We start from the raw sequence: 13,807 nt of genomic DNA, 5'->3' as shown, positions 1-13,807 counted from the left end.
TTGCATCAATAAGTGTCTTGGCTGAATCGTTAAGGTAGGCGGTAATATAAAAGAAATCGAGGCAAATATGAGCAAAGTCAGACTCGCTATTATTGGTAATGGTATGGTCGGCCATCGCTTTATTGAGGATCTTCTTGATAAATCCGACGCTGCCAATTTTGATATTACCGTCTTCTGTGAAGAACCCCGTATCGCCTACGACCGCGTACACCTCTCCTCCTACTTCTCCCACCATACCGCTGAAGAGCTCTCTTTGGTACGAGAAGGTTTTTACGAGAAGCACGGCGTTAAGGTGCTGATTGGCGAACGCGCCATCACCATCAACCGCCAGGAGAAGGTTATCCACTCCAGCGCGGGCCGTACCGTATTCTATGACAAGCTGATCATGGCGACCGGCTCCTATCCGTGGATCCCACCGATTAAAGGTTCCGAAACCCAGGACTGTTTTGTCTATCGCACTATTGAAGATCTCAACGCCATTGAGTCCTGTGCCCGTCGTAGCAAACGCGGCGCGGTAGTCGGCGGCGGCCTGTTGGGTTTGGAAGCTGCGGGTGCGCTGAAAAACCTCGGCGTTGAAACCCACGTGATTGAATTTGCCCCGATGCTGATGGCTGAACAGCTCGATCAGATGGGCGGCGAGCAGTTACGTCGCAAAATTGAAAGCATGGGCGTGCGCGTGCACACCAGCAAAAACACCAAAGAGATCGTCCAGGAAGGCACCGAAGCGCGTAAAACCATGCGTTTTGCTGACGGTAGCGAACTGGAAGTCGATTTTATCGTTTTCTCAACCGGTATTCGCCCGCGCGACAAGCTAGCCACCCAATGCGGTCTGGAAGTCGCCCAGCGCGGCGGTATCGTAATTAACGACCGTTGCCAGACGTCCGATCCGGATATCTACGCTATCGGCGAATGTGCCAGCTGGAACAATCGCGTTTATGGTCTGGTTGCTCCAGGCTATAAAATGGCACAGGTGACCGCTGATCATATCCTCGAAACGGAAAACGCCTTTGAAGGTGCGGACCTGAGCGCCAAGCTGAAGCTGCTGGGCGTTGACGTTGGTGGTATCGGCGATGCCCATGGTCGCACGCCGGGTGCACGTAGCTACGTTTATCTTGACGAAAGCAAAGAAGTCTACAAACGTCTGATCGTCAGCCCAGATAACAAAACGCTGCTCGGTGCGGTACTGGTGGGCGATACCAGCGACTACGGCAATCTGCTTCAGCTGGTGCTGAACGCCATCGAGCTGCCGGAAAACCCGGACTCACTGATCCTGCCAGCCCACGCGGGCAGCGGTAAGCCGTCCATCGGCGTGGATAAACTGCCGGACAGCGCGCAGATCTGCTCCTGCTTCGACGTCACCAAAGGCATGCTGGTCGCTGCCATCAACAAAGGCTGCCACACTGTGGCGGCGCTGAAAGCGGAAACCAAAGCGGGTACCGGCTGCGGCGGCTGTATTCCGCTGGTAACCCAGGTGCTCAACGCCGAGCTGGCGAAACAGGGCATCGAAGTGAACAACAACCTGTGCGAGCACTTCGCGTACTCTCGCCAGGAACTGTTCCACCTCATCCGCGTGGAAGGCATCAAAACTTTTGAAGAGCTGTTGGCGAAACACGGCAAAGGCTACGGCTGCGAAGTGTGTAAGCCAACCGTTGGCTCCCTGCTGGCCTCCTGCTGGAACGAATATATTCTCAAACCGCAGCATACCCCGCTGCAGGATACCAACGACAACTTCCTGGCTAATATCCAGAAAGACGGTACCTACTCTGTTATCCCTCGCTCTGCCGGTGGCGAAATCACGCCGGAAGGCCTGGTGGCCGTCGGTCGTATCGCCCGTGAATTTAATCTGTACACCAAGATCACCGGTTCTCAACGTATTGGCCTGTTCGGCGCGCAGAAAGACGATCTACCAGAGATCTGGCGTCAACTGATCGACGCAGGCTTCGAAACGGGTCACGCGTATGCCAAAGCGCTGCGTATGGCGAAAACCTGCGTAGGCAGCACCTGGTGCCGCTACGGCGTGGGCGATAGCGTCGGCTTCGGCGTCGAGCTGGAAAACCTCTATAAAGGCATCCGCACCCCACACAAAATGAAGTTTGGCGTTTCTGGATGTACCCGTGAATGTGCGGAAGCCCAGGGTAAAGACGTCGGCATCATCGCGACAGAAAAAGGCTGGAACCTGTACGTCTGCGGTAATGGCGGGATGAAACCGCGCCATGCAGATCTGCTGGCAGCGGATCTGGACCGTGAAACGCTGATGAAATACCTCGACCGCTTCATGATGTTCTACATCCGTACGGCCGATAAACTGACCCGTACCGCGCCGTGGTTAGATAACATGGAAGGCGGCATTGAATACCTGAAATCGGTCATCATCGACGACAAGCTGGGCCTGAACGAGCATTTGGAAGAAGAGATGGCCCGCCTGCGTGAAGCGGTGATATGCGAGTGGACGGAAACCGTCAACACACCAGCCGCCCAGGTTCGCTTCAAGCACTTCATCAACAGCGACAAGCGCGATCCGAACGTCCAGGTGGTTCCTGAACGTGAACAGCATCGCCCGGCTACGCCGTACGAACGCATCCCGGTAACTCTGGTGGAGGAAAACGCATGAGCCAGTGGAAAAATATCTGCAAACTCGATGACATCGTGCCGGAAACCGGCGTCTGCGCGCTGTTAGGTGATAAACAAGTGGCAATTTTCCGTCCTTATCACGGCGACCAGGTTTTTGCGATCAGCAACATCGACCCGTTCTTTGAGTCCAGTGTCCTGTCCCGTGGACTGATTGCCGAGCATCAGGGCGAGCTGTGGGTTGCCAGCCCGCTGAAAAAGCAGCGTTTCCGCCTGCGCGATGGCCTGTGTCTGGAAGATGAAAGCCATTCGGTGGCGCACTATGAAGCCCGAGTGAAAGACGGCGTCGTGCAGCTACGCGGTTAATAGATTAACGGGAGGCGCAACGCCTCCCTTTTTTTGAATTTTTTTATCTTTATATCTCAAGGAAACCTATGTTTACGGACACAATAAACAAGTGCGCGGCTAACGCTGCGCGCATCGCACGCCTCTCGGCAAACAATCCGCTGAGCTTCTGGGTCAGCTCCATGATGGCAGGCGCTTATGTCGGCCTTGGCATTATTCTTATTTTCACTCTCGGCAATCTGCTTGACCCTTCCGTTCGCCCTCTGGTGATGGGCGCCACTTTTGGTATCGCCTTAACCCTGGTGATTATCGCCGGTTCTGAACTGTTTACCGGCCACACTATGTTCCTGACTTTGGGTGTTAAAGCGGGCACCATCAGCCAGGGGCAGATGTGGGCGATTTTGCCGCAAACCTGGATGGGCAACCTGCTCGGTTCTATTTTCGTGGCGCTGCTGTATAGCTGGGGTAGCGGTAGTCTGCTACCGGTCGATACCAGCCTCGTCCACACCGTCGCGCTGGCTAAAACCAGCCAATCTGCGATGGCGCTGTTTTTCAAAGGCGCGCTGTGTAACTGGCTGGTATGTCTGGCAATCTGGATGGCGATCCGTACTGAAGGCTCAGCAAAATTTATCGCTATCTGGTGGTGCCTGCTGGCGTTTATCGCTTCCGGCTATGAGCACTCCGTTGCCAACATGACGCTGTTTGCGCTCTCCTGGTTCGGTCATCACAGCGATGCCTACACCCTTGCGGGAATTGGCCACAATCTGTTATGGGTAACACTCGGCAATACTTTGTCCGGTGTCGTATTTATGGGATTGGGTTATTGGTATGCTACGCCGAAATCGGAGCGCCCCGCTCCGGAAAAAATTAAACAATCAGAGGCTGCTGCCAATAATTAAGAGGTAATGTCGTGGACCATTTGCCTATATTTTGCCAATTACGCGATCGCGACTGTTTGTTAGTCGGCGGCGGCGATGTTGCCGAACGTAAAGCTCGCCTGTTACTCGACGCGGGAGCCAGATTAACGGTCAACGCACTGGATTTTGTGCCCCAGTTCCAGGTGTGGGCCGATTCGAACATGCTCACCCTGGTAAAAGGCGAGTTTAACCCTGCTCTGCTGGATAACTGTTGGTTGGCGATTGCTGCTACTGACAACGAACAGGTGAATCAGCAGGTCAGTGAATCATCAGAAGCAAGGCGAATATTTTGCAACGTGGTCGACGCACCTCAGCAGGCCAGCTTTATTATGCCGTCGATTATCGACCGCTCACCATTGATGGTTGCCGTCTCTTCAGGCGGCACCTCACCGGTGCTGGCGCGTCTGCTACGTGAAAAACTGGAGTCAGTTCTGCCGCTTCATTTAGGTCAGTTGGCTCAGTACGCCGGGCAATTACGTTCACGAGTGAAGAAACAGTTTGCGACCGTGAGCGAGCGTCGCCGTTTCTGGGAGAAGCTGTTCGTTAGCGACAGGCTGGCGCAATCGCTGGCGAATGAAGACCGTCAGGCGGTTGCAGATACCACGGAACAGCTACTGACCGAGCCGCTGGATCATCGCGGTGAAGTAGTGCTGGTTGGCGCGGGCCCTGGCGATGCGGGGCTGCTAACCCTCAAAGGATTACAGCAGATCCAGCAGGCCGATGTAGTAGTTTATGATCGTCTGGTTTCCGACGATATAATGAACCTAGTGCGCCGCGACGCCGATCGGGTCTTCGTCGGCAAACGCTCGGGCTACCATTGCGTACCGCAGGAAGAGATTAATCAGATTCTATTGCGCGAAGCCCAGGGCGGAAAACGCGTCGTTCGCCTGAAAGGCGGCGATCCGTTTATCTTTGGCCGCGGGGGTGAAGAACTGGAAACTTTGTGCAGCGCCGGCATTCCTTTCTCAGTCGTCCCAGGTATCACCGCAGCCTCTGGCTGTTCCGCCTATTCCGGTATCCCGCTAACCCATCGCGATTTTGCCCAGGGCGTGCGTCTGGTCACCGGCCACCTTAAGACCGGCGGCGAACTGGACTGGGAAAATCTGGCGGTAGAAAAGCAAACTTTAGTGTTTTATATGGGCCTGAATCAGGCTCCTGCTATCAGGGAAAAATTGATTGCTCACGGTATGGCGGCGGATATGCCTGCGGCTATAGTTGAGAACGGCACGGCGGTAACCCAGAAGGTCGTTACCGGCACGTTAGAGCAATTGGATTTGCTGGCTCAGCAGATGGCCAGCCCGGCACTGATTATTGTGGGTCGCGTGGTCGGTCTGCGCGATAAGCTAAACTGGTTCTCCAACCATTAATGACTTCGATCCCGGCGAGTCATTTCGCCGGGATGCGAGTTACTTCACGCCCTCACAGCTTTCCTGCAATATCCTCAACACCGTTTCTTCTCCGCTGCGATTCGGGTTTATACGAATTGCATAGCGCTCGATGCCGAGGTTCGCCTCGCGAAACGTGCCTGAAAGGCGGTAAAAAAGCGGCGGGATCTCATATTTTGATTCCGCACCGACCGGATACGGCAGCGCGCCAAGCCGCTGCGCGTTAGCCAACACTTGTTCCGCAATCGGTTGATGAAATTCGACCAGCAGAACCCTGGACTGCGCGTTAGCGATAATCGCCTGCTTCACCTGCGCAATCGCCCCCTGATTCAGCTGTAGCAGAAGACGTTCCGTCACCCCGGCCTGCACTGCGTGCATCACCGGGGCGAACACCAGTCCTCGCAGTACTTCCAGCGCCTGCGCCCCCTGAATCTGGCTGCCGCCGGAATACATGCTGGAACGGATGCGGGCAACGGCGTCAGCACGACCCACCACCGCACCAACGCCTTCGGGACCAAACAGCTTAAAGCAAGAAAATGTCGCCAGCGTCGCACCGCATTCGCAGCCGATATTCGCCACCTTCATCACCGCGTAGTTATCGTCGGTCAGTGTCGGAACATGCTGCTCATTAAGCACAGAGAGCACCTCTGCCAACTGATAGCTATCTTCAGGGCACTGGCGCGTATGCTGCACCAGCGCCGCATCGGGTCGATGCTGAGCCACCGTCTCTGAGAGCGCCGCCAGATCGTTAAAGTCCACGCGAATTGGCTTTAGTCCCATCTGCTCAATAATCACCGAGGTCGTCGGATAGACCGGCGCATCATGGATTAACAGCGTACCGCCGGGCTTCACTAATGCCGCTATCGCCGCACGAATCGCCCCGGTCCCGGCCCCCTGCACCAGTACGGCGGCCTCGGCATGGAACACATCAGCCAGCACTGCTTCGACGCGCTGCGTGACGCGGGGCTGATTCAGCCCCGACGCCAGACCAAAGTCACCGCCGCGCAGGAAATCAGCACCAGGAAAATGGCGACAGATAGCATCCACTAGCGCGAACTGCTTATGTTGGGCTTCAACCAGCGACAAACTTTCCAGCGGAAAGGTTCTCATGACCCACGCTCCTTGTTATGCCGGAATAAATAATCCGAGCCAGAACAGAATATTCAGCACGATACCGGTAATCATGACTGCCACAACCGGCGCGGCCATTTTTTGAACCGGACGTCCCAACGACTCATTGAGGAAGTAGATCGCAGCGGTAATTGAGAAACCGGTATACCCAGCCATTTTGATGGAGGCAAAAATAGAGCCAACCAGCAGCGCCATCTCCATCAGCATGTTCATCGCATTACGGATGTTATCTGACGCATTGCGCACTGATGGATAGCGTCCCAACCACTTACCGATTGAGCGCAGCAGCAGCACTTCCGCCGAAATCACCAGAGCGCCCAGCAGCGCGGCAATCCACGGATTCGGCACCAGATAACCCACCGCATAAACGAAGGTAAAACCGGCAACCGCATAAACCCCGGTAGCCAGCGCGGTGGTGGCGATCATCGGTACGAAGCCCAAACCACGCATAAACTCTGCCAGCGCCGCCTGATGAATCAGCGTTTGCGACTGCTCCGGCGTCACGCCCGCCGAATACGCTTTTTCCAGAGTAAAGATGGACACTTCGCTACCGGCAAAAATTTTCATGCTGGCGACCGCCGCGATCAGTGCGCCCACAATAGCGATATACGGCAGGTTTTTGATAATCCGCGACGTGCGCTCTTCAAACACCGACATCCCGCTGGCGTCGTGATCCTCGCTGCCGCGATTGCGCAGATCCTGAGTAATCGCAATCCCCAACAGCATCACCATACCAACGAAAATCTCAATCGACTCAGGGTTGAGATGCGGGAAGTAGCGGACGATCAGTACGCGCGTAATCAGAACAACAACAGCCGCCAGCAGGCTGCTTTTCCAACCGAACTGGTAGAAAATGGCCACCAATGGGAACAGTGCAAAAGCGGATACTACCGGCGAACTCAATTCGCCCAGCGACCCCAATACATCAACCGGTAGCGCCGTCAGCAGATGATTAACCGGCAGCAGGCAGGTAAGGATCAGAATCCCCCAAACCGCCCCCAGGCCGAAAGCCAAAAGACTATTCGCTGCCAGTACACCAAGGATGTCCGTAGGCAGAAACAGCAGCCAGGCATTCAGCAGCCCGGTTTTCAACGTGAACGAGATCCCAACCGAGGCGACAAAGCCAATACTTAAACCAAATGCGATACTTCCCGCTTCCCGACGATGCATGTTGCCTTCAATCAACTGCGGAAGGATCGGGCGAATACCATCATGAAAAACCGCAGCTGACCGGTGCGCCAGTAACGACGTCATCCCCGTCAGACAAGCCACCACAATGAGTTGAATATAAAGCGCCATAACAGTGCCTTTTTATTTTAAATGGTTGATCAGTAACGGGATCGCATGCTCAATATGTTCAACAGAAAGGCCAAACGCGACTCTTCCTTCCGCCACCATTTTTGCAATCTGATCCTCTTTCGCCTTAATGCCCGGCTTAGCAATAGTGCAACTTTTGTTGAACCCGATAATGGCGATCGCAATGGAAAGTGCCGCGCCAGCACCGGTGTTACACGCGCCAATGTAGTAATCCAGCTGGCCGTTTTTCACCTTCATAGCCGCTTCCATGTCGTTGTAGATGAACACCTCGAAACACCCCGGCGCCGTATTTTCAATCGTTTTTTTAATCAGCTCGCGCTGTAAGCCAGCAACACCAATCTTTTTCATCTCTATGTCCTTACAGGAAAAATTGAGTAGGGTTAGTACGTAACATCAGATCCACATCGGCCTGGCTGAAACCGGCCTGGTAAAGCTGAGGGACAAAGGTAGTCAACAGATAGTCGTAACCGTTGCCACCATTGGCCTTTAAGTGGGAACGGCGGGTGATATCCATCGACAGCATGACGTGATCCAAACGCCCCCTTTCACGCAGGGCGAGCAGCATAGCGATGCGTTTTGCGTCGGGGTAATAATTGTTTTTGCCAATTGTGTCGAACTGAACGTAAGCACCGAGATCGATCATGCGCAAAATATCATCAAGGTTATCTTTCAGGTCGCAATGGCCAATAACCACGCGGGAGAGATCGACGCCGTGCTGTTTCAGCAGTGCAAGCTGTTCCAGCCCCATGGTGCTGAACGAGGTGTGCGTTGAGATAGGTCGTCCGGTCGCGTTATGCGCCAGCGCCGCGGCGCTAAACACTTTGGCCTCCAGATCGGTAATGACCCCTTCACTGGAGCCGATTTCGGCAATAATCCCGGCTTTGAGCGGCGTACCGTCAATACCAATTTCGATCTCATCGATCATCTCCTGCGCCAGTTCCTGTGCTGAACGGGTAGCAACGTGCTCAGGAAAGAAAGCGTGCTGATAATAGCCGGTGCAGGCAATCACGTTGATGCCGGTATCGCGCATCAGATCCAACATAAAGGACGGGTTGCGCCCCATGTAGCGATTGGTCATCTCAACAATATTGCGCACGCCGAGGTGCATTAAATCGCGCATCTCGTTACGAATCAGTTCGTATTGATCCAAGCGGCAATCGATGTTGCCTTTAAAGCCGGACAAATCGATGTGCAAATGCTCATGTGCATAGGTATAACCAGAGCTATCAATCATCATTGTGTATTCCTTGCGGGCAGTAAAAGCGAAAGGAAAGAGTGTCCATTCTCCGGGGCATGTGCACCGAAAAAGTCGCAAACGGTGGCCCCGACATCCGACAAGGTGCGCCGGGTCCCGAGCTGCGCAGAGGATTGTCCTGGTGACCACACCAGCAGAGGCACCTTCTCACGCGTATGTTTGCTATGGCCTATCGTCGGATCGTTACCGTGGTCGGCCATCACCACCAGGCAATCATCCGGGCGCATATCCGCCATCAGCAGGGCTAGCTGCTCATCGACCAGTTCCAGCCTGTCGACATAGCGCTCCACATCTTCAGCATGACCCGCCAGATCGGTTTCCTGGATATTGGTGCAGATAAATGCCGTCTCCCGGCGGTTAAACTCCGCCCGGGTGATCTCCATAATCTGCTGGCTATCGACCAGATTTTCCCAGCTGATGCCATGGGGATTGCTAACGATATCAGCGACCTTGCCAACGAGTACCGTCGGTACGTCAACCGCAAACAGCTGGGCAGGAACCTGCACCTGTTCATCGACGCCGTAGCCCATATGCACAACCTGAAATCCCTGCTTATAGGCTCCCGAGCGCGGCGCGTTGATGCCGATATAGCCGCCCTCTTTTTCTTCCACAGCATCAAAGATGTTCTGCGTACTGGTGATACCGCCAAAGGCAATAACGCGTCCCACTGAGGCCTGTTCACGTACCGTCCGGCCGATGGCCTTCACCTCAGCAAAGCTTTTTTCACTCAGGTTGCCGGTAATGTTGTAAACCTGCCCCAAATCGGCTTCGAGGTTATCGCCAACCGCCACCGCACCGTCCACCAATAGCCAAAACGGACCTTTGCCGTGGCGCTCTGTTTGATGTCCGGCGGCAAGCAGCGCGGCTTCAACTTTATCGATGACATCATTAAACGGCATCCGTAGTGGAGTCCGGGGTTTAGTCCCTAAAATCTCCTGATGTCCCATAAAGGTATCGCCACCCTCATGCTCAAGTTCTGCGGTTCCCCATACGGCATCTTCAGAAGGCTGCATCACACCTGGGGCAAAACCGAGGGCGTTTATCAGGCCCAGTTTTTCCAGCGTCGGCAGACGCAGCGCGGGAAAACGCTGCAAGATATGTCCACAGGTATTCGCACCGATATCCTGCGGCCTCACTTCGGGAACATCGGCCATTGCGCCGACGCCAAAGCTGTCTATCACCAACACCACAAATCGCGCCATTAGTCCTCCAGTACGTTGCCAAGGCTGTCGTAGCGAGCAACGATTTCAGGGTTACCGCTTTGCATACCCGCAACCAACACCACGTCGCTACGGGTAACGAAAATCTGTGTGCGGAAACAGAAGATTGCTGCGCTGCCGATCGGGAACTCACCTTCCAGCGGCAGGTAGTAATCAATGCTGCTGTCATCTACCGCGTTAAGCTGCGTCAGTTGGGCGTTTTCGCTGGCCGGAGTGAATACCAGCGCATGCTTAGCATGACCACGCCGATAATAGCCGCCGCCGTAGCAATAGCTTTGCCCAGCAAAATGGTGGGAAATTTCACTCAGCCACAGCATGGCAACACGCTCCGGTTGATCTCCCTGCTGGTTGGCGGGGATGGTACCGGTCAGCGCATGCCCCGGCTCAGCGTGGGTGACGCCAAACTCCGCCAGTAGCGGCAGAGAACTGCAACTGGTTGCCGAAGGCGCATTCAGTTGCTGAACCGTCACGCCGAGACTTTCGAGCTTGTCTCTCGCGGCGAGTAGAGAGCGCAAATTCGGCGTGGGCAGAATTTTTTCCTGTTCGTCATCCCACAGCAGGCAAGGGAAGTGGGTGAGCCCGGTCAGTTCAATGCCCGGCAGGCTTTGAAGATGAGCCACCACGTTTTCCAGTTCAGCCAACGCGAATCCGCTCTCCTGTCCCGGATAGAGGAAATCGCTCTCGCCATAAACCTTAAGCATGACCGCCTGCGTCCGACCGCTTGCTTCCGCTGCCGCCGAGACTTCACGCGCTTTCTCCAGAGAGAACAGGGTGATCACTTCGGTGCCCTGCTCCACCGCTCCCGCCACCTGCGCGGAAGGAATCTGCACCAGATGGCCCTGATGGGAAACGGGCAAACCGGCACGGCGCATCACCCGGCCCTCTTTGTAATCCACAACAACAATGCCCTGATACCCCAGCGCCAACAGTTTTTCTGCCAGCCACGGATTTCGACCAATCTGCTTGGTCATCAAGTACAGGCTGATTCCATATTGCTGCGCGGTCTTCAGCAGCAGCTTGCCATTTTCCAGCACCTGATCGACATCAATAACCCAGCTATCCGGGGCGATACGCCCTTGCTGCCAGAAGCGGAGCGCCGCCTCAATCAGCGCCGGGTTCTGCCGTTGTAATGCTTTAATAAACATTTAGTTGCCTCTGCTTTTATTCCTTTTTTAAATATTCATTTTTTTGAATATTTAAGTCGCATAGCGCCAATTCCCAATATTCTTCACACGGCCTGCTGCGCCGCTCCCCACAACCCATACCAGTTAGCCAGCAAATAGCCTGTTTCATTAGCATGTAGAGTGACGTCAAATTCCTGTAACAGCGCCTGATGCAATTGATGAATCTCATCCCAATGCGCCGAACTGGTTATCTCCGCCATAAACTCCTCATCCAACGGCTCAATAACCTCACCGCGGCGGCTGCGCATCAGCGCATTTGCCATATGAGTAATTGCGATTTCCCCCTGCTCGCTAAAGACGGGAAGATGCCACTTCTCGTCCAGTTGGTGGACGACCTGCATCATTCCGTGACAAATATCCTGGTCGATAATCCCTGCCTCACACAGCAAGTTGAGCCTGTTTTCCATAGTCACTGCCTTAATGTTAATAGCTTGGCTCTTGCTCTCCACTCACCACCCGTTGTTGATGAGCTAATAGCGCCTGTTTATCTACAACCGCACGCAGCAGATGCTGAATCGGGTAGTCATCGCTCCTTGCCAGCACCACCGCCTCCGTCGCCAGCAAAAAACGCGGGTCGCCACTTAGCGGCTTGGCTTCCAGCCCCAGCATCGTCAGCTCATCACCTGCAGCGACGTTCCAGATAACAGCATCAATCTCACCCTTTGCAATGCGGCTCAGACTCTCGTGATAAGAGAGATAAACACGCTCCACATCGCGACCGGCAAAATAAATTTCGGTCATGATTTTCTGGTCCGGCGAGCGGTTATCCAGACCAATCCGCCGAACGCTGGCAATTTCACCTTTCCGGCAAATCAGCTGGTGCTCACCGACATAGGTATGCGGCCCAAGGGCCATTACCATCCGCAGCCCGCTCTGCGTTAAATAACTTTCTGCCGCGAGGCGCGAAACCACCGCCATGTCGTAAACGCCGTTAAGTAAGCACTCCACACGAATGTCCGCGCCGCGCATATGCGCATAGTAAAAAGGAATACCTTCAAACTGCGCTTTCAGTCCACTCGCCAGTCCCTCATACAATCGCGTATAGGGCAGAGGCATTGCGCAAACGACGTTGGTGATATCGATATGCGCCAATAGGGCCTTGTTATCCATCTCAACCAGGTAACTTCCGTTGCGCCCGCGGCGTTCAATACGAATGGCCCCGGAAGACTCCAGCGTTTTTAGCGCCGCCTGAGTCAGCCCAACGGAAGAGCCGCATTCACCCGCTAACTCATCAATCGTTTTCAGGCGATTACCGCACTGCTCGCCCAGCAAATAACGAGCCAGGGTCGTTAGTGCCATGCCCTCTTTTTTAATGAATGTCCGACGCATCTATAATCTTCACTAAATTGAATATTTATATCTTCACTAAACTGAAGATAATTAACAAGGAGCAAATAATCAAATCACGACAGCTATCACAAATTAAAAAGCCGGATGCATTGCACCCGGCTTTGGATATGACGGCAACCATCAGATAGATTAAGGCTTAGCGACGAAACCAATCGCTTCGTAGACCGCTTTCAGGGTAACAGAAGCGCGAGCGCTGGCTTTCTCCGCCCCCTCTTTCATCACCTGATTCAGGAAAGCTTCATCGCCGCGAAAACGGTTATAGCGTTCCTGCAGTTCGGTCAGCATACCGGATACCGCATCGGCGACTTCGCCTTTCAGGTGGCCGTACATTTTGCCTTCAAAGTGCTGCTCCAGCTCAGGGATGCTCTGCCCCGTCACGCCAGAGAGGATATCCAGCAGGTTGGAAACACCCGCTTTGTCCTGGATGTCGTAGCGCACAACTGGTGGCTCGTCGGAATCAGTCACCGCACGTTTGATCTTCTTCACTACCGATTTCGGGTCTTCCAGCAGGCCGATCACGTTGTTACGGTTATCGTCTGACTTGGACATCTTTTTGGTCGGCTCCAGCAGCGACATCACGCGTGCGCCAGATTTCGGAATAAACGGCTCAGGGACTTTAAACACATCGCCATAAATAGCGTTGAAGCGCTGGGCAATATCGCGGCTCAGTTCCAGATGCTGTTTCTGGTCTTCACCGACCGGAACCTGATTGGTCTGATACAGCAGGATGTCGGCAGCCATCAACACCGGGTAGTCAAACAGGCCGGCGTTAATGTTTTCGGCGTAGCGTGATGACTTGTCTTTGAACTGAGTCATACGGCTCAGTTCGCCGAAATAGGTGTAGCAGTTCAGCGCCCAGCCCAGTTGCGCATGCTCTGGCACGTGGGACTGAACAAAAATGGTGCTTTTCTTCGGGTCAATACCACAGGCCAGGTATAGCGCGAGCGTATCCAGCGTCGCCTTACGCAGCTGTTGTGGATCCTGGCGGACGGTAATCGCATGCTGGTCAACGATGCAGTAAATGCAGTGGTAATCGTCCTGCATGTTTACCCATTGACGCAGCGCACCCATGTAGTTGCCAATGGTCAATTCACCTGAGGGCTGTGCGCCACTAAAAACGATGGGCTTAGTCATT

13 protein-coding genes are annotated in these 13,807 nt (G+C 54.3%); 4 read left to right on the top strand and 9 right to left on the bottom strand.

Features of this window, described 5'->3' with window-relative positions; translation table 11 throughout:
- Window positions 1-67 precede the first annotated feature (67 nt).
- The 4 genes from nirB to cysG all read left to right on the top strand — a co-directional run bounded on the left by nirB (window position 68) and on the right by cysG (window position 5,197).
- On the top strand, window positions 68-2,611 hold the full coding sequence (gene nirB / locus DA718_RS02340) for an NADPH-nitrite reductase large subunit (RefSeq protein WP_112214755.1): 2,544 nt from the start codon (window positions 68-70) through the stop codon (window positions 2,609-2,611).
- Complete coding sequence (gene nirD / locus DA718_RS02335) at window positions 2,608-2,934, top strand: nitrite reductase small subunit NirD (protein ID WP_112214756.1); 327 nt, start codon at window positions 2,608-2,610, stop codon at window positions 2,932-2,934. Before nirB ends, nirD begins: the two co-directional genes overlap by 4 nt.
- Before the next feature lie 68 nt (window positions 2,935-3,002).
- Window positions 3,003-3,812: a nitrite transporter NirC gene (gene nirC / locus DA718_RS02330; RefSeq protein ID WP_112214757.1), complete on the top strand. Its 810-nt coding sequence runs from the start codon at window positions 3,003-3,005 to the stop codon at window positions 3,810-3,812.
- 11 nt (window positions 3,813-3,823) lie between these two features.
- The gene (gene cysG, locus DA718_RS02325; RefSeq protein ID WP_112214758.1) at window positions 3,824-5,197 is read left to right on the top strand and encodes a siroheme synthase CysG; all 1,374 of its coding nucleotides are present in this window, start codon (window positions 3,824-3,826) and stop codon (window positions 5,195-5,197) included.
- 39 nt (window positions 5,198-5,236) lie between these two features.
- Here the strand turns inward: cysG and DA718_RS02320 are convergent, their stop codons facing one another.
- The 9 genes from DA718_RS02320 to trpS form a co-directional block, all read right to left on the bottom strand.
- Window positions 5,237-6,325 carry an aminotransferase class I/II-fold pyridoxal phosphate-dependent enzyme gene (locus DA718_RS02320; RefSeq protein ID WP_112214759.1) on the bottom strand — a complete coding sequence of 363 codons (1,089 nt, stop codon included), beginning with the start codon at window positions 6,323-6,325 and terminating at the stop codon, window positions 5,237-5,239.
- A gap of 15 nt (window positions 6,326-6,340) precedes the next feature.
- On the bottom strand, window positions 6,341-7,645 hold the full coding sequence (locus tag DA718_RS02315) for a YhfT family protein (RefSeq protein WP_112214760.1): 1,305 nt from the start codon (window positions 7,643-7,645) through the stop codon (window positions 6,341-6,343).
- Window positions 7,646-7,657: 12 nt separating this feature from the next.
- Complete coding sequence (locus DA718_RS02310; RefSeq protein WP_110274970.1) at window positions 7,658-8,011, bottom strand: DUF2620 domain-containing protein; 354 nt, start codon at window positions 8,009-8,011, stop codon at window positions 7,658-7,660.
- A 10-nt stretch (window positions 8,012-8,021) separates the two neighbouring features.
- A complete protein-coding gene (locus DA718_RS02305; RefSeq protein WP_112214761.1) occupies window positions 8,022-8,900 on the bottom strand; it encodes a phosphotriesterase-related protein in 879 nt (292 codons plus the stop codon).
- Window positions 8,897-10,120 (bottom strand): phosphopentomutase, encoded by a 1,224-nt coding sequence (locus DA718_RS02300; protein WP_112214762.1) that lies wholly within the window; start codon window positions 10,118-10,120, stop codon window positions 8,897-8,899. The genes DA718_RS02305 and DA718_RS02300 overlap by 4 nt, the downstream gene beginning before the upstream one ends.
- Window positions 10,120-11,283, bottom strand: coding sequence for a YhfX family PLP-dependent enzyme (locus DA718_RS02295; RefSeq protein WP_112214763.1), 1,164 nt, complete (start codon window positions 11,281-11,283; stop codon window positions 10,120-10,122). The genes DA718_RS02300 and DA718_RS02295 overlap by 1 nt, the downstream gene beginning before the upstream one ends.
- An 83-nt stretch (window positions 11,284-11,366) precedes the next feature.
- Complete coding sequence (locus tag DA718_RS02290) at window positions 11,367-11,729, bottom strand: PRD domain-containing protein (protein ID WP_112214764.1); 363 nt, start codon at window positions 11,727-11,729, stop codon at window positions 11,367-11,369.
- A gap of 16 nt (window positions 11,730-11,745) precedes the next feature.
- Window positions 11,746-12,651, bottom strand: coding sequence for a GntR family transcriptional regulator YhfZ (gene yhfZ / locus DA718_RS02285; protein ID WP_112214765.1), 906 nt, complete (start codon window positions 12,649-12,651; stop codon window positions 11,746-11,748).
- Between the two features lie 150 nt (window positions 12,652-12,801).
- Window positions 12,802-13,806 carry a tryptophan--tRNA ligase gene (gene trpS / locus DA718_RS02280; protein ID WP_112214766.1) on the bottom strand — a complete coding sequence of 335 codons (1,005 nt, stop codon included), beginning with the start codon at window positions 13,804-13,806 and terminating at the stop codon, window positions 12,802-12,804.
- Between the last annotated feature and the right edge of the window lies 1 nt (window position 13,807).

The organism is Klebsiella huaxiensis, from assembly GCF_003261575.2.
Lineage (GTDB): Bacteria > Pseudomonadota > Gammaproteobacteria > Enterobacterales > Enterobacteriaceae > Klebsiella > Klebsiella huaxiensis.
Note: the sequence above shows the minus strand (reverse complement) of the source record. Positions and strands in the feature narration are given on the sequence as shown.